The sequence below is a fragment of the Chryseobacterium sp. GW821-FHT04C04 genome, from assembly GCF_059420365.1.
This window is the reverse complement of sequence record NZ_JBWKTO010000001.1, coordinates 296,677-317,748: the sequence shown is the minus strand read 5'-3', so window position 1 is coordinate 317,748 and position 21,072 is coordinate 296,677. Positions and strand designations below refer to the sequence as shown.

At 37.1% G+C, this 21,072-nt stretch carries 14 protein-coding genes; 13 read left to right on the top strand and 1 reads right to left on the bottom strand.

Features of this window, described 5'->3' with window-relative positions:
* Positions 1–46: 46 nt before the first annotated feature.
* The 9 genes from AC07UM_RS01470 (at position 47) to AC07UM_RS01430 (ending at position 12,555) form a co-directional block, all read left to right on the top strand.
* A complete protein-coding gene (locus tag AC07UM_RS01470; protein WP_494682802.1) occupies positions 47–1,087 on the top strand; it encodes a M28 family peptidase in 1,041 nt (346 codons plus the stop codon).
* Between the two features lie 60 nt (positions 1,088–1,147).
* Positions 1,148–1,972 (top strand): GNAT family N-acetyltransferase, encoded by an 825-nt coding sequence (locus AC07UM_RS01465; protein WP_494682803.1) that lies wholly within the window; start codon positions 1,148–1,150, stop codon positions 1,970–1,972.
* A complete protein-coding gene (locus AC07UM_RS01460) occupies positions 1,969–2,469 on the top strand; it encodes an endonuclease V (protein ID WP_494682804.1) in 501 nt (166 codons plus the stop codon). The genes AC07UM_RS01465 and AC07UM_RS01460 overlap by 4 nt, the downstream gene beginning before the upstream one ends.
* 157 nt (positions 2,470–2,626) lie before the next feature.
* Complete coding sequence (locus AC07UM_RS01455) at positions 2,627–3,802, top strand: acetyl-CoA C-acyltransferase (protein ID WP_494682805.1); 1,176 nt, start codon at positions 2,627–2,629, stop codon at positions 3,800–3,802.
* Positions 3,803–4,044: 242 nt separating this feature from the next.
* Positions 4,045–5,355, top strand: coding sequence for a T9SS type A sorting domain-containing protein (locus AC07UM_RS01450; RefSeq protein ID WP_494682806.1), 1,311 nt, complete (start codon positions 4,045–4,047; stop codon positions 5,353–5,355).
* 420 nt (positions 5,356–5,775) lie between these two features.
* Positions 5,776–7,338, top strand: a complete 1,563-nt coding sequence (locus tag AC07UM_RS01445; protein WP_494682807.1) for a type I restriction-modification system subunit M — start codon at positions 5,776–5,778, stop codon at positions 7,336–7,338.
* Entirely contained in the window at positions 7,335–8,561 is a 1,227-nt protein-coding gene (locus AC07UM_RS01440) for a restriction endonuclease subunit S (RefSeq protein WP_494682808.1), read from the top strand. The genes AC07UM_RS01445 and AC07UM_RS01440 overlap by 4 nt, the downstream gene beginning before the upstream one ends.
* Positions 8,562–8,693: 132 nt before the next feature.
* Positions 8,694–11,870, top strand: a complete 3,177-nt coding sequence (locus AC07UM_RS01435; protein ID WP_494682809.1) for a type I restriction endonuclease subunit R — start codon at positions 8,694–8,696, stop codon at positions 11,868–11,870.
* 37 nt (positions 11,871–11,907) lie between these two features.
* Positions 11,908–12,555 carry a M48 family metallopeptidase gene (locus tag AC07UM_RS01430; RefSeq protein WP_494682810.1) on the top strand — a complete coding sequence of 216 codons (648 nt, stop codon included), beginning with the start codon at positions 11,908–11,910 and terminating at the stop codon, positions 12,553–12,555.
* Between the two features lie 32 nt (positions 12,556–12,587).
* Here AC07UM_RS01430 and AC07UM_RS01425 read toward each other — a convergent pair whose 3' ends face one another.
* Positions 12,588–15,929 carry a DEAD/DEAH box helicase gene (locus AC07UM_RS01425; RefSeq protein ID WP_494682811.1) on the bottom strand — a complete coding sequence of 1,114 codons (3,342 nt, stop codon included), beginning with the start codon at positions 15,927–15,929 and terminating at the stop codon, positions 12,588–12,590.
* A 174-nt stretch (positions 15,930–16,103) separates the two neighbouring features.
* Here AC07UM_RS01425 and AC07UM_RS01420 point away from each other — a divergent pair, with 174 nt between their 5' ends.
* The 4 genes from AC07UM_RS01420 (at position 16,104) to AC07UM_RS01405 (ending at position 20,953) form a co-directional block, all read left to right on the top strand.
* Positions 16,104–17,600 (top strand): catalase, encoded by a 1,497-nt coding sequence (locus AC07UM_RS01420; protein ID WP_494682812.1) that lies wholly within the window; start codon positions 16,104–16,106, stop codon positions 17,598–17,600.
* A gap of 211 nt (positions 17,601–17,811) precedes the next feature.
* Entirely contained in the window at positions 17,812–18,609 is a 798-nt protein-coding gene (locus AC07UM_RS01415; RefSeq protein ID WP_494682813.1) for an SDR family oxidoreductase, read from the top strand.
* A gap of 77 nt (positions 18,610–18,686) precedes the next feature.
* Positions 18,687–19,601, top strand: coding sequence for a helix-turn-helix domain-containing protein (locus tag AC07UM_RS01410; protein WP_494682814.1), 915 nt, complete (start codon positions 18,687–18,689; stop codon positions 19,599–19,601).
* A 191-nt stretch (positions 19,602–19,792) separates the two neighbouring features.
* A complete protein-coding gene (locus AC07UM_RS01405; protein ID WP_494682815.1) occupies positions 19,793–20,953 on the top strand; it encodes an MFS transporter in 1,161 nt (386 codons plus the stop codon).
* Positions 20,954–21,072 lie beyond the last annotated feature (119 nt).

The window sequence follows — 21,072 nt, the reverse complement described above, 5'->3', positions numbered from 1 at the left end:
CATTCGGATTCAATAAAATTTGTTATTTTTAAGAAATTTATTCTTTATGAAAAAAATACTTATTCCGCTATTTGCCATGGCTGTAGTAACCGGTTGTGGAACGGCAAACATATCTGATGGAAATGCTTCACATCCTGTTTCTACAAAACATAATAATGCATTTAACAATGCATACAAAGTGATAAGCGCTGAAGATTTAAAAAAGAATCTCTATGTGATTGCTGCAGATGATATGGAAGGAAGAGATACGGGAAGCAAAGGACAGAAAAAAGCGGGTGAGTATATGATCAATTACTATAAAAGCCTCGGTATTTCAGGGCCTAAAGCATTAGGTTCCTATTATCAGAAAGTTCCGTCAGAATTTATGATGAAAAGAGGCGGTGGAAACCTCCCTGATTCTGAAAATATTCTAGCTTTTATCGAAGGAAGTGAAAAACCAGAAGAAATTGTGGTAATTTCAGCACATTATGATCATGTGGGAACAAAAAATGGCGTGGTATACAATGGAGCGGACGATGACGGAAGCGGAACAGTTGCCGTTATGGAAATTGCCAAAGCTTTCCAGGCAGCTAAAAAAGCAGGAAAAGGACCTAAAAGATCTATTCTGTTTTTACACGTTACTGGAGAAGAACATGGATTGTTTGGTTCAGAATATTACTCCGAGAATCCTGTTTTTCCATTAGCCAATACTGTTGTTGACCTTAATATTGACATGATAGGACGTGATGACCCTGCTAACAGAGGAAAACAATACGTCTATGTGATTGGTTCGGAAATGTTAAGTTCTCAGCTTAAAGTGATCAATGAAGCAGCAAATAAGAGAACCAATAACTTGGAACTTAATTATAAATATGATGATTTGAATGATCCTGAGCAGCTGTATTACCGTTCAGATCACTATAATTTTGCCAAACATAATATTCCTGTAGCATTCTTCTTTGATGGTATTCATGAAGATTATCATAAACCAGGTGATGATCCTGAAAAGATAGATTATCAGCTATTGCAGAAAAGAACCCAGCTTATTTTCACAACCGCATGGGATATTGCCAACAGAGAAGAAAGAATTGTTGTTGACAAGAAATAATCACCAGTTTTATTTTGGATTGGTTCTACCCCTTGAGAGCTTATCAACAAAACAATTACCATGAATATAATTATCCGGGAAGCAAAACCAGAAGATATCCCACAGATTCAGATAGTAAGAAATTCTGTGAAGGAAAATACATTGTCAGATCCAGGATTGGTTACTGATAAAGATTGTGAAGAATTTTTATTTCAAAGAGGAAAAGGATGGGTAAGTGAAGTGGAGGGTCGGGTTGTAGGTTTTTCCATTGCAGATCTTAAAGACAATAATATATGGGCATTATTTGTACATCCTGATTTTGAAAACCAGCGAATTGGCAGAAAACTTCATGATATCATGCTCGACTGGTATTTTGAACAGAATAAAGACGATGTCTGGCTTGGTACTTCGCCGGGAACAAGGGCTGAAAACTTCTACAGGAAATCTGGTTGGAAGGAAGCAGGAACCCATGGAAAAGGAGAGGTTAAGTTTGAAATGACTTATGAAAATTGGAAAAATAAAAACATCGTAAAATCGCCGCTAAAATCAATCAGACCATTTATTGGTGCACGAAATTTTGAAATCAGCAGAAACTTTTATAAAGATCTTGGGTTTGAGGAAATTGTGCTTGAGCCTAAGCTATCCCTTTTAATACGGCAGGAAATAGGCTTTTACCTTCAGGATTATTATGCAAAAGAATGGGTTGACAATACCATGATTTTTATGGAAGTTGCCGATACAGACGAATTCTGGAAGGAGCTTTTGTCTTTAGGGCTTACAGATAGGTATGAAAATGTAAGACTTACTCCTGTGAGAACGATGGATTGGGGAAAAGAGTGTTTTGTACACGATCCGTCAGGGATTTTATGGCATTTTGGTGAGTTTTTTAAGGAAGAGAAAATATGATTTACGCATTTGATACCTATTATTACGAGGATTATGCTAATACAGTGTGTATTGCATTTGAAAACTGGGCCTCTGAAAAAGAAGTAGAGACTTTTATAGAAGAAACTCCTGTGACTTCAGAATATGAAAGTGGAGCTTTTTACAAAAGAGAATTGCCCTGCATTTTGAGCCTGTTACATAAAATAGCATTAAAACCGGAAGACATTATCATTGTTGACGGATATGTTACCCTTGACAACAATGGGAAAATTGGCTTAGGTGGACATCTTTATGAAGCACTGGAAGAAAAGCATCCTATTATTGGGATTGCAAAGAACGAATTTACAACTCCGGATTCACAGCGGAGAAGTGTTTTCCGTGGAGAAAGTAAAACACCGCTTTTTGTTACAGCCAGAGGGTTTGATGTAGATGAAGTTAAGCTAAAAGTAGAACAGATGCATGGGGATTATAGAATACCCACGCTGTTGAAAAAACTGGATCAACTGAGCAGAACATAAAAAATCAAAGTCTTACTGTAGAAAGTAAGACTTTTTTAACATCATTAATATACCAATCGGTATATTTTTGCTATATTTGTATATTCCCCTGATCAATAAGAGAGGGATTTTTTTTAATAAAAATAATACCAATCGGTATATTGTAAAATAATATCTTATGAAAGAAGTATTTATAGCGGCAGCCAAAAGAACCCCTGTTGGTGGGTTTATGGGCAGCCTTTCCGGATTTACAGCAACTCAATTGGGTGCTATAGCAATACAGAATGCGTATGAAAGTATTGGGCTTGCTCCTGAGTATGTAGACAGTGTGTATATGGGAAATGTTTTAAGTGCAGGATTGGGACAGTCACCGGCGAGGCAGGCAGCTATTTTTGCAGGAATCCCTGTGGATAAAGATGCAACAACGATTAATAAAGTCTGTGCTTCCGGAATGAAAGCGGCAATCATTGGCGCTCAGCAGATTCAGCTGGGGCTGGAAAATATCGTTATGACAGGCGGAATGGAAAGTATGAGCAATGTTCCGCACTATACGAAACTCCGTCAGGGAACAAAGCTGGGAGATACCAGTCTTACGGATGGCCTGATCAAAGATGGCCTTTGGGATGTATATAATGACTTCCATATGGGAAGTGCTGCCGAATTGGGAGTGAAGAAGTATAGACTCACCAGGCAGGAACTTGATGAATATGCATTGCTTTCCTATCAGAGAGCTCAGGAAGCCGCAAAAAACGGGAAATTCAGCAATGAGTTGATCCATATATCCTTTGAAACAAAAAAGGGAACTACAATCGTGGATAAAGATGAAGATATTGATAAACTTATCCCTGAGAAAATTTCCCTGCTGAAACCCGCATTTGAAGCAGATGGAACACTGACAGCCGCTAATTCCAGTAATTTGAATGATGGAGCTTCTGCAATAGTATTAGGATCTTCAGAGGCTATAGAACATCACCATCTTAAGCCATTGGCAAAGATAATCGCTTATGCAGATGCAGCCCAGTCTCCGGAATGGTTTACGACTTCACCTTCTGTAGCCATTCAAAAGCTTCTGAAACAAACAGGTCTTAGCTTATCTGATATTGATTTTTTCGAAATTAATGAAGCCTATTCTTCAGTCATTCTGTCCAATCAGAAAATTCTTGAGTATGATTTGAACAAAGTAAATGTGTATGGCGGAGCTGTTGCATTAGGACACCCGATTGGTGCTTCAGGAGCAAGGATTATCACAACGTTGGTCAATGTCTTGCATCAGGAAAAAGGGAGATATGGTATTGCAGCCATCTGCAACGGGGGCGGGGGAGCTTCAGCAATTCTTATTGAAAATATAGGCTAAAAGATGTAAAATTCCCCTTATTTCTTATTTTAAAATATAAAATACCTTTCTTGCGAGTACAACTTCGGGGAAGGTGTTTTTTATATAACAGATTGATTATCCATGAGTAATTTGAATTATTATATATATACTAAGTAGGTATATGACGCCTATTTTTGATAAACTGACAAATATCATTGCTATGTTATTTTTATTCATTCTAAATAAATATAAATTTGTATCAAGAAATTTAAACAAGAAAAATGAAAAAAATAACTACTCTTTCTGGTATTGTACTTTGCTCACTGATGAACGCCCAATTACAGTATTGTATGCCTGTGTTTCAGTATGGAGCAGACAGCAATATGATCAGTAATGTTACGTTAGGAACGATTAATAATTCGTCACCGGTTCAGTCCGGGAATGCACAGATCTATGAAAATTTCACGTCAATATCTACCGATCTGCAGTCCGGGAATTCTTATCCGATATCGATAAAAGGTCCTTCCAGTACATTTCCGAGTGATGTAGTTGTTTTTATAGACTTTAATAAGAATGGCAATTTTGATGATGCCGGGGAAAGCTTCTATATCGGAAGGCTGGCAGCCGCTAATCCAGCCAATGCTTTTACAATCAGCAATATGATAACCGTTCCAGCCAATGCTGCCAGTGGAAGCACAAGGATGAGGGTTCTTAAAAATACAAATGTTCAGGCTTACTCCAATCCAGCAGCGGCTAACTCTATCAGTTCAGCTTGTGATTCCAGCTTAAGAGCAGGACAAACAGAAGATTATACCGTGAATATCATAGGGAATACGGTAAGTTTCCCAGCTCCTTACTGTGGAGCCGAGAATGTGAGCACCCTTACAGTAAGCGAAATAAGCAAGGTAGAATTTGCCGGAACTGTTAGAAGCAGTGCTATTGATGGCAACTCGGATGTTCTTGAAAATTTCACAGCAACAGTCTTTACGGTCAACCGTGGAACTAGCTATCCTATAACGGTTACAGGAGGCACCCATGGGCAGAATACCGTATCAGCGTATGCCTATATTGATTTTAACCATAATAATCAGTTTGATGCTGATGAAAAAATTAACCTGGGATATCTGGACAATTCCAATCCGGTTTCTAGTACGGAATCGGGAGTTACGTCAGCCAATATTACCATTCCGGCAGGTGCACAGTTGGGAGAAACCCGTTTCAGGCTGGTAAAAGCTTATGAATCCAGTTCCTGGATGGGAACTTTGGAGAACCTTCCATGCCCTTCAGGGTGGTTTATCGGGCAGGTAGAGGATTATACCCTTAAGATTCAGCCGGAAAGTCTTTCAACAATTGAGGTTTCTAAAGAGGCATCGGCTACCATTAAAATATATCCAAATCCTACAACAAATACCGTAACCATCAAGATGAAGGAAGGGTTGGAGAAATATGAAATTTATAATATGTCAGGGCAAAAAATGCAGGAAGGTAATTCCATGACAGTTTCTATGGACAATTTTGCTCCTGGAACCTATCTGATCAAGATTAAGACGAAGAATCAAAAAATCATCACAGAAAAGATTATTAAAAAATAGACACATCATATCTAAATCATATCCATATCAATTTTTGTTTTTTATCGACAGGTCCTTTACCTGTCGGTTTTTTTATTTTAAAGAACTTAATATACCTTGTGGGCTGGGCACAAGTTCAGGCGCAACGTTTCATTTACGATGTAGTGTACCAAAAAGATACTAATTCTGAAATTTTAACCAAAGAAAACTTCCATCTGGATCTTTATCCTGACAGAAGTGAATACTATCAAAAGTTTTTTTATTGCAGACTCGCTGATCAGCAATAATATTCAGTTTCCAAAGTCAATTCTCAAGGCTTTGGTTCTATTAAATTACTTGTTGCAGTTGATTAGTTTTTGCTTGAGAATTTAGAGAAAACCATCCTGAAATCCTCTATTTTGTGCTATATTTACACTTTTAAATCAAAGAATAAATACCGGAATGGCTGATAATAAATTATCCCTAAGCACTTTAGAAATCTGGCTTTGGGATTCTGCAAATATATTGAGAGGAAGTATTGACTCTTCAGATTTTAAAAATTACATTTTTGGATTATTATTCTTAAAGCGTTCCAACGATGTATTTGAAGAAGAGGTTGAAAACATTATGACTCGTGATGGTGCTTCTCGTGAGGATGCCGAAGATGAAACTTACTTTCAAATGCCAATAGAGTCTCGCTGGGAAACCATCAAAAAAGAAACAGAAAATATCGGTATTGCTTTAGATAAAGCTTTTGCAGGGATTGAGCGTGAAAACACTTCTCTGGAAGGTGTAATGACTGCTACCAAGTTTGGTGATAAAGAAAAACTATCTGACGAATTATTACAACGCCTTTTAAGACACTTTAACCAGTATTCGCTTAGGAATTCTAACCTAGAATCAAATGATTTATTAGGTGATGCTTATGAGTATTTGATTAAAATGTTTGCCGATGATGCTGGTAAAAAAGGAGGTGAATTTTATACACCTCGGGGCGTAGTACAGTTGATTGTACAACTGATAAAACCAGAACCCAAACAAAAAATTTATGATCCCACTTGTGGCTCAGGCGGTATGTTGATTGAATCTGCTCGTTATATTGCTGAACAATCCGATGGAAAAGTAGGAAACAATGTCAATGTATCATTGTTTGGACAAGAGAAAAACTTGGGTACATGGGCTATTGGTAAATTGAATATGTTGCTTCATAACTTTATGGATGCTGATATTCGTAAAGGTGATACTCTAATCACTCCACAACACAAGAACAAAAATAATGAGTTGGATTTATTTGACCGTGTGATTGCGAACCCTCCGTTCTCGATGGATGGATGGTGGACTCCAGCCGAAAACTCGATCGAAGTAAAGCTGGACAAAGACGGTAAAGAAAAAAAAGTAACTCCAAACTATGCCAAAAAGGTAACTGACCCATACGGACGTTTCCAATTTGGAATACCCCCAAGAGGTTATGCCGATTTAGCTTTTTTACAACACATGATAGCGGTTTTAAAACAAGACGGAAAAGCGGGTGTTGTATTACCACACGGTACGTTGTTTAGAAGCGGTACTGAAGGAACTATTCGTAGAGCATTACTTGAAGCTGATTTGATAGAAGGAATTGTAGGTTTGCCAAGTGCATTATTCTACAACACAGGAATACCTGCCTCAATTTGGATTATTAATAAAAATAAAACCGAAGCACGAAAAGGGAAAGTAACCATTATTGATGCCAGCAGTGATTACAAAGAAGGAAAAAACCAAAACGAATTATTAACCGAACACATCACTAAGATTGTCAAAGCTTACGATGGCGCTACCGATGTAGAAAAATACATGCGTATTGTTGATGTCTCAGAATTAGCTGAAAACGATTATAATCTGAACATTTCTCGTTTTATTGATACCTCAGAAGCAGAAGTTGAAGTGGATATTAAAGCTGTTCATCAAAAACTATCTGAATTGGAAAAACATGAATTGGAAATTGATGTGAAATTGGCTGAATTTTTAAAAGAATTGGGGGTATGATACATGGAGTTAAACTAACAGACTTTGGAGAAATACCAATTTCATGGGATATTAAACAAATCAATGAAGTAACAACATATGTTGATTATAGAGGAAAAACTCCAGCAAAAGTAAATAGTGGCATTCTATTAATTACTGCTAGAAATATAAAAATGGGAAAAATTGATTATGATGTTTCTCAAGAATATATTCCTACAGAACTGTATGAAACTGTAATGAGAAGAGGAATTCCTAAACTTGGTGATGTTCTTATAACCACAGAAGCTCCGTTAGGGAACATTGCTTCAATAGACAATGAAAACATTGCATTAGCCCAACGGGTAATAAAATACAGAGGTAAAAAGGATGTTTTAGATAATGGCTATTTGAAGTATTTTATGTTAGGATCAATTTTTCAAAATATGCTAGACAAGCAATCTTCTGGCTCTACAGTTAAAGGAATCAAAGGAAGTATTTTACATAAATTAAAGTTGATTGTCCCTCCGTTCTTAGAACAACAAAAAATAGCTGAAATATTAAGCACAGTAGATGATAAAATTGAGATTATAAACCAACAAATTATCCAAACTCAAGAACTTAAAAAAGGCTTAATGCAACGTTTATTAACCAAAGGGATTGGGCATACAGAGTTTAAGGAGTCTCCTTTGGGGATGATTCCTGAGAGTTGGGAGGTTGTGAAACAATCGGAAGTTGCTACTTTTTATAACGGTAGAGCATTTAAACTTACCGAATGGAAAAAAACAGGAACACCCGTTATTAGATTACAAAATTTAACAGGGACAGGAAAAAATTATTATTATTCTGACCTTAATTTACCCGAACATCAATATTGCTACAAAGGAGATTTACTATATATGTGGTCAGCAACTTTTGGTCCGGTTTGGTGGTTGGGTGATAAAGCAATTTTTCACTACCATATTTGGAAAATAGAGCATGACTCTAAATTCTTAGTTAAGGATTTTCATTATTATTTACTTGATAATGTTACAACCAGAATGAAAAATGAATCTCACGGCTCTACAATGCTTCATGTCACCAAAGGAGGAATGGAAAAATTACTTATTCAATTACCCTCTATTAAAGAACAACAAAAAATAGCAGAGATTTTAAGTTCAGTGGATGATAAACTAGAAGTATTGTTAGAAAAGAAAACCCACTACCAAGAACTCAAACAAGGTTTAATGCAACAGTTGTTAACAGGGAAAATTAGGGTAAAAGTTTAATCTAGAAAAGTAGCCAAGCGAGAGAAAAGAAAAAGACATTAAAAAATGCTTATTTTGAGTTCAGCGTTAAACCTTTTTTTAGATTCCAGACCTTAGCTAAAGAACAGTAAAAATATACACGATAAAATAACCATGAATAATAAACCAGAGTATATTTATAGCGAGTTGCCAGCCATAGTATTGTTGCAAGAAATGGGCTACCATTATTTCAATGGGGAGCAACATCAAGAACGCAATGATATCACCGAGGTCATTCTCAAAAAAAGATTATTAGACGCTATTAAACGTATCAATCCCTGGATAAACGACAATAATCTTAATAAAGCCTATACGCTCATTACAACAGTTACGGGAACTTCATTAATGGAGATTAACCAGAAGGTCTGGGAACTGATTAGAGGAGGAACTTATACCGTCAAACAATTTATTGATGGCGTAGAAGGTTTTCATGCAGTACATTTCATCGATTATGAAAATATAGATAACAACGACTTTTTGGTGGTTAATCAGATGAGGTACCATGGAAGGTTTAAAAACTCTGTTCCGGATTTAGTCATTTACATCAATGGCTTACCCATTGGTATCATTGAATGTAAATCTCCAATAGCTCCAACAGCTTGGGACTCTGCTTACGGAGATTTAAAATATTATCAGGAAAACTCAGAGAAGCTATTTCACTTTAACCAGATATGTGCTGGGATTTGGAAAGTTGGTGGAAAATATGGAGCGATCAATTCACCGCAACAATTTTATTCTGTTTTTAAGACCAATAAAGAGGATACTGATATTTTGGCTCTTGCCAAAACGGAACAAGATAAATTACTCATCGCCCTTTTCAAGAAAGAACGCGTGTTGGATATTATCCGTCACTTTGTTTTATTTGAATTGGACGAAGGTATTACCATAAAAAAACTACCACGATACCAACAAATAAGAGCCACCAACAAAACTATAGAACGCCTGCAAGCCGGAGAAGGTGGTGTGGTGTGGCATACGCAAGGTTCTGGTAAATCTTTAACGATGGCTTATGTCGCCCGTAAATTACAAGCCTCAGAATATGGCTTTGATAATCCTACGGTGATGATAATGACTGATAGAAAGGATTTGGATAGACAAATTACTACTACATTGCAAAATGTGGGATTTAAGAATGTAAATCAAGCTTCTTCGGTAGTGCATTTAGATAAGTTGCTTCGCAATGATTACGGAGGAATAATTACGACCACAATACAAAAATTTCAGGAAACGGATAAAGAAGCAACGGATGTAGGTGACCAAACCGAACTAGAAGAGCGAGGTAATGTGAACATTGAAAAACATATAAAAGACAAAACGCTTATCAAGATTACCAAAGAGCTGCAAAAAGGGAAGTGGGTAGAAATTGATCGTGTTGAAATAGAATTAGAAGAACTTTCAAGAAAAGAGAATCTCTATATTTTAGTAGATGAAGCACACCGTAGTCACTATGGTTTTCTAGCTTCCTTCATGAGAACGGTATTGCCCAACGCTAAGTTTATAGCCTTTACAGGAACTCCAATCTCTAAAGAAGATAAATCGACTTTAGGAGAATTCTATGGAGGAGAATATATTGATGTTTACACCATTACAGAATCTGTTGCCGACAAAGCTACTGTTGAGTTATTGTATGATGAAGGAATCTGCAAGTTGGATGTTAAAAAAGAAGCTATTGATGAAGAATTTGAAGTGAAATTTGGCAATGCATCTGAAGAAAAAAAGGATAAACTAAAACGAGAAGCTCTTAAAAAATATCAATTATCAGCAGAACGGATTGATGATATTTCCAGACATTTAATTGACCATTTCAGGGATAAGATTTTTCCAGATGGTCATAAAGCCATGTTAGTATGTAGTGGAAGAGAATCAGCTATTAAATATCAACAAACCTTACACAGACTCAAAGAAGAAGGTTATCATAGTTTTGAGTCCAAAGTAGTAGTAAGTATAAGTTCACCAAAAACGGATGCTATTACTAAAGATTACTATGAAACCTTAGAATGGAATAGAAATAATCCTGCTCATAAAAAAACAATATACGTTGTTCCACCCGAAGACATCAAAAGTGCTACGGACAATTTTAAACTGCCTTTTGGAAACGAAGAAGAAACCGAAAAATCAGGCAATAAAAAATTTGACAATACAGCGATCATGATCGTTTCAGATATGTTGCTGACAGGTTGGGATGCTCCTATTGCATCTTGTTTGTATTTGGATAAACCTTTGAAGGAGCACAACCTTCTTCAAGCTATTGCCAGAGTAAACCGTTCCAGAAAGGGAAAGAATGCAGGTTATATTATAGATTATAACGGAATCACGGCATATTTAATTCAAGCGTTAGAAATCTTTTCTGGGGATATAAGACCCGATGATATTTTGAAGAATATCAATGAAGAGTTTCCAAAGTTAGAAATGAATCATACCAAATTAGTTGATTTCTTTAAACCATTGAAGCTTGATAGAAAATACGAAAGAGAAGCCTATATTGATTTAGCACTAGGTTACATTGAACCTATCAACATACGAGACGATTTCAAATCTTTACTGAAAGACTTTAACAAATCAATCAATATCGTCTTGCCAAATACCAAAGCTTTGAAGTATCAAAGTGACTTTAAGTTATTTAATGAAATTAAAATAAGAGCTAAAAATGCATTTCCTGATGATGATGAATTGAAAATCAGCAAGGAAGAAAGTAAAATGCTACAAATGATGATTGATGAACATCTGAAATCTAACGGAGTTCATAGTTTATTATCTGAACCAATTTCTATCATTGACAAAGATAAATTTAAGGCGGAAATCATGAACGCATCACCCGCAACCAAAGAATTAAAGATGCGAAATAACTTGAAACACGTCATTAAAGTTGGATTAGATAAGAATCCTGATTTTTACAAACCATTAGCTCAAAGGCTAGATGAATTGTTGAAGCAAAAAGAAGCCCAACGAATTGATGAAGCTCAATTACTTCTAGCTTACACAACAATTCAAGATGAAATTATCAACGAACAAAAAGAAGGTGAGCAAAAAGGTTTTGTGACAGAGCGAGAGCGAGTTGTTTATAACTCGATGAAAACGCTTTTTGATGGTACTGCCGACGATGCAACCAAAACATTGTTTGATCTTATCAAAGGCGAGCTGAGTATTGTATCATGGGAGAGTAAAGGTCAGGTTCAAAAAGACATTGAAAATAAGATAATACGATTCTTGAGCACTAAGTTGGAGCGGTCAGAAGCTAAGGCTAAAGCAAAAGAACTGGTAGATATTTTAAAGAAGAATAAAGATGTATAGTGTACAATATGGTAACAAGACCATTGAGTATTCAATCATGGAGAAGGATGGTCTTAAATCGCATTATATTAGCGTGGAAAAAGACGTTGGTGTTATTCTTAAAGGCAAAGCTATTTCAATTGAGCAAGCCAATAAATTGATACTTAGAAAAGCTAAATGGATTTTAGATAAATTAGAATTGGTAAGCTCAATTAATGAAGGTGAAATTGTTACTGGTTCCAGAATTCAATATCTGGGAAGAAAGTATTATGTTGAGATCATTATTGAAAATGAAAGTGATAAAATTAAAATTGATTTTACAGAATCTAAATTCAAGATTACATTACCGAATCACTTGAATACTCAAGAAAATTTACGTCAAGCTGTTGAAAACTACTACAGGTTAAAAGCACAGGAAAAAATAGAACCTATTTTAAGAAAGAAATCCAAAACAATAGGATTACAATACAAAAATGTCAAGTTTATGAAGCTTGAAAAACGATGGGGAAGCTGTACACCGTCGAATACCATAATAATAAATTTTCATGCAGTTAAACTACCATTTTCACTAATAGAATATTTGGTAGTTCATGAGCTTGTTCATACCAAAGTAAAAAGCCATTCAAAAGAATTTTGGGCTGAATTATCTAAACATATTTTCAATTGGAAAGAATTGGATGCTAAAATGTATGAAATGAAGTTGTAAAATACAATTTTCGGAAGTAGTGACCATATCTTTTATGAACCCGACCCCAGTAAATTCATAAGATCCTGCCTGGATAATCCCTGGAATTTTTTTCCATCGGTTGTAAGTAGATTTTCAGCCAGTTGTTTTTTCTTTTTTTGAAGCGTAAGGATTTTTTCCTCCACAGTATTAGAACATATCATTCGGACAGCAATTACATTTTTGGTTTGTCCGATACGGTAACTGCGGTCAATGGCTTGATTTTCAGCAGCAGGATTCCACCATGGATCCACCAGATAAATATAATCGGCCTGGGTTAGGTTGAGACCTACGCCGCCAGCTTTTAAACTGATCAGAAATACCCGGATATTTTCATTTTTCTGAAAATTCGCTACCTTTTCTCCTCTGTCTTTAGTCTGTCCCGTCAGATATTCAAACTGAATATTGTGATGTTCCAGTTCTGCTTTTATAAGATCCAGCATGCCCACAAACTGTGAGAAAACAAGAATTTTATGATCTTTTGATTTGCCAAGGATCTGTTCCATCAGAATTTCGATTTTAACGGCATTTTCACCGGAATATCCCTCTTTCATCAGGACGGGTGAGTTACAGATCTGTCTGAGCCTTGTAAGCCCCGTAAGGACGTGCATGCTGTTTTTATTCAGATCATCATCATCATTGGCAGCGATAAACTCACGAAGTTCCTTTTCATAAGCATCGTATATCCTGCGCTGTTCCGCATTCATCTCACAATAAATAACCGTTTCTGTTTTTTCGGGAAGCTCTTTGGCCACCTGTTTCTTCGTTCTCCTGAGGATGAAGGGTTTTATCTTTTGCTGAAGCTCCATCGCCCTTTTACTGTACTCGAACTTATCAATGGGAATGGCATAAATATCTTTAAAATACTGTTTGCTTCCCAGCAGTCCCGGGCAGGCAAATGAAAGCTGACTGTAAAGGTCAAAAGTACTGTTCTCAACAGGAGTTCCTGTCAGAACAATTCTGTTTCTCGATTGAAGCAGGCGTGCTGCTTTATATCTCTCGGAATTTGGGTTTTTAATGGTCTGTGATTCATCCAGAAAAATATAATTGAAATTAAAATTTTTCAGAAATCGAATATCAGAAAGGATCATTCCATATGTCGTAAGGACTACTTCGTAATCAGGCATATGAGCCGTTGTCTTTGGGCGGTCTGCACCATAATGCAGCCCAACTTTTATAGAAGGTGCAAATCTTCTGATCTCATCCTGCCAGTTGAAAAGCAGGGAAGTGGGAACCACAATAAGATTGGTGGTATATCCCCGTTTCTCCCTTTGTGACAGAATGAAAGCAATGATCTGAATGGTCTTTCCAAGCCCCATATCATCTGCCAGACATCCCCCGAAGTTGAAACTGTCAAGAAAATTGAGCCAGTTCAGTCCGTCATGCTGATAATCCCGCAGCTCAGCATTCAGCTCTGCCGGAATATTGACTTTGGGAATCGCTTTTCCTGTTGAAAATTGAGTCGAATAAGATGTTATTTCTTCCTGAACTTCTTGACTCAGGACTTCTTTTTCAAATAGCGAAGAAACCTCGGTAAAATTGATTTTAGGAATCTTTAGAAGCTCCTCGTCAATTTCACCTGACTGGAAGTAACCCGTTATCTTTTCCATCCATTCTTCAGGGAGAATTCCCAGACTGCCATCATCCAGCTGAACAAATTTACTTTTATTGCGAATGGCCCGGTGAAGTTGTTTTAGAGAGGCTTCTTTGGGTCCAAATGCCACCTTTAGCTTAGCATTAAACCAATCCAGTCCGCTGGTAATCTGAATGTTGATCTTCGCCCGGTGAGAACTTAATTTATTGTTTTTTAATTCGTTAAAACCCAGGATGATGATCCCTTCATTTCTCCAGATCTCAAATGCTTCAAGAAACCAATTGTTATCCAGGAACTTGTCTCTGTGAAGATAGAAATACTGGTATCCATCCATCTGCTCTTCAAAATCAGGATGCTGCTGCATGATGAGGGAGGTAAAACGGGCTTCCGCAGATTCGTTTCTTTCTATTTTAAATGGGTTTCCATTCTGATCCATATCAAAAAGCTGCTTTCGGGAATAGACCGGAACTTCAACGTCTCCGTATTTCATAACGGGTGTAATCCCTATATAATTTTCCTGCTGACGAAGATAAACGACTTTTTCAATCTTATAATTTTTATCTTCAAGCTGTACTTTTGTTGCGGGTTGTATGTAGCTGTAATTAATATGAATACGTTCTTCAATAGCAGAGAGAATATTCTGCATAAATGCTTCGTATTTTGAAGAATGAACGAGTAAAATCTCATTATTAGCCTTGAAAAACCTAATGATTCTGAGCATGTCAGAATGAGCTACAAAGCTGAAAGTGTTTCGGTTATAAACAAAATACTCATTTCTGAGAACAATATTTTTAAAAGGAAGAGAAATATCATTAAACTGTAATTCTCCCGTTATTTCATAGAATGGATCTTTCTTAAATACAGATAATTGGACCTCTGAATCTAAAGTATTTAATTCAACATGAGAAAGTGACTTTGCGGAAATGGTTTCTGCAATTTCGCGGTCGTGATAAAAGACTTCCAGTCCCAGAGGATTTTGCACTATGAGCTTTAAAGCTTCCAGTTCTGCAGGATTGTAATCTTCGTTGTAATTATTCTGAAAAGAGGTAATCGCGGTGTAAAATTTGATATCTGCCGGCTTTTCGGCTTTCCATATTAATTGCATGGCATCTACAGAAGTCACAGGATTTTTTATTTTCCCGGTTTGCGTTGTCTCAGCTTCCATCAGAGAAAAAGTCAGGTGGTTATAATACCGGTGCTTGCCAATAACCAATATCTGTTTTTTGCCTGTTTCCGATACTGCCAGTTCATCCAGTTTAGATGGATGCTGAGGAAGAAGATCCCTTGTAAGCATCACATCATCTACAGGAAGCATTTCCTTGATCTTAGGAAGTATTTCAATGCTGCCATTTATATATTCCAGCTGAAAATAGAGGTCGAGATCTGGTTCATTTTCCAGACCATATCCTTTGGCTTTAGGAATAAGTGTCTTTTTGCGGAGGGTCTCATCAAAAAAAAGGCGGTAATTTTTATCCTCGATAATACAATGGATAATTTCTGCCTGATGGGAACAAAGCTGGTTTTTCGGGTTGTCACAGGTACACGAGCAGAGTAGTGAGCTGCCGATTCTGCTGATAGTGACAATGGGAAAATCCTGAAGGGAAGATTGTTTGGTAAATATTCCTGTATTATTTTCAAGAGCAACAGGGTAGATCTCACGAAAATCGCTGATTCCGATAAATGTGCTGTCTGAAGTATGTTTCAAGAGATCATATACAGAAAGTGTACTGATATTGATGTTTTCAAGAATATATTCTGCCATAAGAATTGATAAAGCAAACTTACAAAAAACAAATGAATGAAGGGTTCCTGATGCATGCTGTTATTTTAGAAAACACATCCGGCCAGCCAGTTTTTTGGACTACTTTCTTTTGTATAAACTGGATGATGCTGCCATCGTATTAATCCGATAATTTCGATTAACAAATAATACAATATGAACGAAAATAAATTAACAAACCGAACCGGAGCTCCGGTATCAGACAATCAGAATATTCAAACCGCAGGACGCCGCGGTCCGGCCTTATTACAGGACATCTGGTTTTTAGAAAAAATGGCCCATTTTGATCGTGAAGTCATTCCTGAACGCAGAATGCATGCTAAAGGATCAGGTGCTTACGGCGTTTTCAGGGTTACTCATGATATCACCCAATATACAAAAGCAAATCTCTTTTCCACGATCGGAAAGGAAACCCCTCTATTTGTCCGTTTTTCTACAGTGGCAGGTGAAAGAGGCGCTGCCGATGCGGAAAGGGATATCCGTGGTTTTGCCATAAAATTCTATACAGAAGAGGGAAACTGGGATCTTGTAGGAAATAACACGCCTGTTTTCTTTCTTCGAGATCCGTTAAAGTTCCCGGATTTGAATCATGCCGTGAAAAGAGATCCCCGAACCAATATGAGAAGTGCTGATAATAACTGGGATTTCTGGACTCTTTTGCCGGAATCACTTCATCAGGTTACCATTACCATGAGTGACCGCGGTATCCCCAGATCTTACAGGCATATGGATGGTTTTGGAAGTCATACCTTCAGTTTTATTGATGATAAAAACAACCGATCTTGGGTTAAATTTCATTTTAAAACACAGCAGGGCATTCAGAATATGAGCAACGAAGAAGCAAAAGCAATGATTGGTACTGATCGTGAAAGCCATCAGAAAGATCTGTATGAAAGCATTGAGGATGGTCATTTTCCTAAGTGGACGATGTATGTTCAGATCATGGAAGAAAAAGAAGCCAATAGCTATCATATCAATCCGTTTGATTTAACAAAAGTATGGCCTCATGGGGATTATCCTCTTATTCAAGTGGGAGAATTTGAGCTGAACAGAAATCCGTCCAATTATTTTGCAGAGGTGGAGCAGGCTGCTTTTAATCCTTCTTCTATTGTTCCGGGAATAAGTTTTTCTCCAGATAAGATGCTTCAGGGGCGCTTATTCTCTTATGGAGATACCCAGCGGTACCGATTAGGGGTTAATCATCATCAGATCCCTGTTAATGCTCCCAAATGCCCCTATCAGTCTTATCATCGTGACGGCGCTATGAGAACAGACGGAAACTTTGGCAGTACGATAGGGTATGAGCCTAATAGCTTTAATCAGTGGCAGGAACAGCATGATTTTAGCGAACCTTCTTTAATGATCAATGGTGATGCCGGACATTGGGATCATCGTGAAGATGCCGATTATTTTTCGCAGCCCGGAAACCTTTTCAGACTGATGTCTGATCAGCAAAAAGAGGTTTTATTTAAGAATACAGCTGAAGCAGTGGGGGGTGCGCAGAAGTTTATACAGATTCGTCATATCAGAAACTGTTACAGAGCTGATTCTGCGTACGGAGAAGGGGTAAGTAGAGAACTCGGATTGTCTATGCAGGAGGTTTTTGATTATGAAGGATATGAAATGAAAAAGGTGACAGCAGAGACTATTTAAAGAAACGTTTATTATATTGATTGTAGCTTAGGGAATAGACCATATATATTTCCGGAGTGAAATCCTTTAGTTTGAATAATCAGCTAAAGGATTTTTTGGTTGAATCCTTTTATTTTGAGCCCATCCGTTTTGGCTACAGCTTACTGCATTTTGGCAACTCTTATGATACTTTCAATGCTGAACTTTGTCCTGTAATTTTAAACCAAGAAAAATGAAAACAATTTTTATAACAGGTGCTTCTACAGGATTAGGAAAAGCAACTGCCCAATTATTTCAAAACAAAGGATGGAAAGTAATTGCTACTATGAGAAACCCTGAAGCAGCAGCTGATCTTACCGCTTTGGAGAACGTAACTGTTCTTCCGCTGGATGTTACCAATCCGGAACAGATACAGTCTACCGTAAAGCAGGCGCTGGAGCTTGGCGCTGTTGATGTGGTGTACAATAACGCAGGATATGGCTTAATAGGACCTTTGGAAGCGCTTTCTGACGATCAGATCGTAAAACAGCTGGACACGAATTTATTAGGGGTTATACGCGTTACACAGGCATTTATTCCTTACTTCAGAGAGCAGAAAAAAGGAATGTTTATTTCTACAACATCTATTGGAGGACTGGTTGCCTTCCCGTTAGGTTCTACTTATCATGCTACCAAATGGGCGCTTGAAGGATGGAGTGAAAGTTTAGCTTTTGAACTTAATACGTTGGGAATTGATATTAAAACCGTTTCTCCAGGAGGAATCAAGACCGATTTTGTAAGCCGTTCTCTGGATTCAGCATCCAGTCCTGCTTATGAAGACATGACCAATTCTCTGTTTTCTAAAATGGAGGGAATGATGGAAGCTGCTTCTACACCTGAACAGATTGCAGAAGTGGTGTATGAGGCTGCTACAGATGGCAAAAAGCAGCTGAGATATGTAGCCGGAGAAGATGCTAAAGCGATCTATGCACAACGTCTTGAATTAGGTGATGAGGCATTCAGAGAGCAGTTTGGGAAACAGTTTATTTAGTCAGGTTTTTGAAAGACAGTATAAAGTAAATGACATTTATACTGTCTTTTCCATCAAATAATTTATAATTTTATATCATGGAAAAGAAAGATAATATTCCTTTGAAGATTTCATCCATATCGGAACTTCATGACATGCTGCAGCTTCCCAAACCGGTTCATCCACTGGTAAGCCTTGTGGATAATACAAAGATGAGCATCAATAAAGATATGCTGAGGAGAAGTTTTATTATGAATTTTTATAAAATCTCTTATAAGTATTCTACCGTTGGGAAAATGGGTTATGGACAGGGATATTATGATTTCAATGAAGGAGGAATGATGTTCACATCACCCGGGCAGGTTCTTTCCACCGATGAGAATGCAGAATACTGCGGATATACTTTACTGGTACATCCGGATTTTATCAGAAGCTATCCATTGGCAAAGAATATCAAGAACTTCGGCTTCTTTTCTTATGATACCAATGAGGCGTTGCACTTGTCTGATCAGGAAAAAGCGACCGTAACAGGACTGCTGAATAATATTGAAAATGAACTGAATACCGCTATTGATGAAGTGAGTCAGGATGTCATTGTTTCCTACATTGATGTTCTTCTTAACTATAGCAATCGCTTTTACAAGAGACAGTTTATTACAAGAAAAGCGGTAAATAACGATTTATTGACCAAAATGGATACAGTGCTGGAAGATTATTTCAATAAACAGGAAACGTTAAATAAAGGCCTTCCTACAGTAGAATTTCTGGCTTCTACTCTCAATCTTTCTCCCCATTATCTGAGCGATATGCTCCGAAATCTGACGGGGCTGAACGCTCAACAGCATATTCATGAAAAACTGATTGAAAAGGCTAAGGAATATCTTACCACAACAGGCTTCTCGGTATCCGAAGTTGCTTATGCGCTAGGATTTGAACATCCACAGTCTTTCAATAAACTGTTTAAAAAGAAAACAGACAAAACGCCTCTGAGTTACAGACAATCATTTAATTAGATATAAAACACCCGGTTCAAATACCGGGTGTTTTTTATTTGCAGAAAATTATGATCGGTGATTTTAAGACATGGTAACGTCTGTTTTCTGATCTATTGGTTAAAATGGAACATAAAAATGACAAAAACGGACTAGATTTTAATGGGTGGGTGTGCCTAACTTTGCAAAAGGAATTTTATCACCCTGTTATAATGAACGAGAGAGAATCTTTTAATGCCAAAATGCCGACAGCCTGTTTCTTACTTTTCTTTGCCCATGGACTTGTTTTTTCTTCTTGGGCCAGCCGGATTCCTATCATCAAAAATGCACTTTCTATCAATGAGGCAGAATTGGGAACCCTGTTGCTTCTGATGCCGATAGGGCAGCTTTCGACAATGGTTTTAGCTGGAAAGCTCATCAGTATTTATGGAAGCAGCTGGGTGATTAAAAGATGCTTTCTATTATATCCTTTTTTTCTTTTATTAATTGGTTTAGCACCTTCTTATTGGACTTTAGCTATTGTTCTGTTCTTTTTTGGTGTTTCCGGAAATCTTTGCAATATAGCGATCAACACACAGGCTATTGAAATAGAATCTATTACAAAAAGAACTCTTCTTTCATCATATCATGGAGCCTGGTGCTTTGCAGGGCTTACCGGAGCTGTTATTGGTTTATTAATGATTAATCTTCATGTAGGAACCTTTTATCATTTTGCCATTATTTTTATCGCTGTTGGCACACTTTGGTTGTACAGCAAAAGAAACCTGACCAATATTATTCATAAAGCAGAGCCACAGACCCGGTCAATTTTTAAATCTGTAAACCCTACATTGTTTGGATTAGGCATTATAGGATTTCTGAGCATGGCTATTGAAGGGGCTATGTTCGATTGGAGCGGGGTGTATTTTCAAACGATAGTTAAGGCACCTGAAAACCTTGTAATATTGGGATATACAAGCTTTATTTTAATGATGACTTTAGGTCGGTTTGTAGGGAATAAAATCATTGAAAAATATGGAAAAAAGATTGTTCTGCAATGTTGTGGCTTACTGATGAGTGGAGGTCTTTTTCTAAGTGTTTTCTTTCCGGAACTATGGATTTGTATTATCGCTTTTATGATTATTGGTCTTGGAAGTTCTTTGAGTGTGCCATCTGTTTACAGTACCGTAGGGAAAGTCAGTACAGTCGCTCCAAGTATAGCCTTATCTTTTGTGTCCAGCATTTCATTTTTAGGATTTCTAATGGGGCCGCCCCTTATCGGTTACATTGCGGAAAGTTTTGATCTCAGGTATTCATACGGTCTTTTTGCCTGCTTTGGAATTTTACTGGCAATTATGGCCGGGCAGATGAAAGTATTCAGTAAGAAAAGCTAATCTCTTTTGTAGGGTAATTTTGACATCTGTTAGGCAGTTTTTGACATGTTTCAGGGTATGAAGAAAGATTAATATTGCATTTCAAAATCCCGTCTTTAAAATCTTGTTATCTTTATTCA

Coding starts and splice junctions, on each gene's coding strand:
- AC07UM_RS01470 (WP_494682802.1), top strand. CDS start 47: ATGAAAAAAATACTTATTCCGCTATTTGCCATGGCTGTAGTAACCGGT.
- AC07UM_RS01465 (WP_494682803.1), top strand. CDS start 1,148: ATGAATATAATTATCCGGGAAGCAAAACCAGAAGATATCCCACAGATT.
- AC07UM_RS01460 (WP_494682804.1), top strand. CDS start 1,969: ATGATTTACGCATTTGATACCTATTATTACGAGGATTATGCTAATACA.
- AC07UM_RS01455 (WP_494682805.1), top strand. CDS start 2,627: ATGAAAGAAGTATTTATAGCGGCAGCCAAAAGAACCCCTGTTGGTGGG.
- AC07UM_RS01450 (WP_494682806.1), top strand. CDS start 4,045: ATGAAAAAAATAACTACTCTTTCTGGTATTGTACTTTGCTCACTGATG.
- AC07UM_RS01445 (WP_494682807.1), top strand. CDS start 5,776: ATGGCTGATAATAAATTATCCCTAAGCACTTTAGAAATCTGGCTTTGG.
- AC07UM_RS01440 (WP_494682808.1), top strand. CDS start 7,335: ATGATACATGGAGTTAAACTAACAGACTTTGGAGAAATACCAATTTCA.
- AC07UM_RS01435 (WP_494682809.1), top strand. CDS start 8,694: ATGAATAATAAACCAGAGTATATTTATAGCGAGTTGCCAGCCATAGTA.
- AC07UM_RS01430 (WP_494682810.1), top strand. CDS start 11,908: ATGGAGAAGGATGGTCTTAAATCGCATTATATTAGCGTGGAAAAAGAC.
- AC07UM_RS01425 (WP_494682811.1), bottom strand. CDS start 15,929: ATGGCAGAATATATTCTTGAAAACATCAATATCAGTACACTTTCTGTA.
- AC07UM_RS01420 (WP_494682812.1), top strand. CDS start 16,104: ATGAACGAAAATAAATTAACAAACCGAACCGGAGCTCCGGTATCAGAC.
- AC07UM_RS01415 (WP_494682813.1), top strand. CDS start 17,812: ATGAAAACAATTTTTATAACAGGTGCTTCTACAGGATTAGGAAAAGCA.
- AC07UM_RS01410 (WP_494682814.1), top strand. CDS start 18,687: ATGGAAAAGAAAGATAATATTCCTTTGAAGATTTCATCCATATCGGAA.
- AC07UM_RS01405 (WP_494682815.1), top strand. CDS start 19,793: ATGAACGAGAGAGAATCTTTTAATGCCAAAATGCCGACAGCCTGTTTC.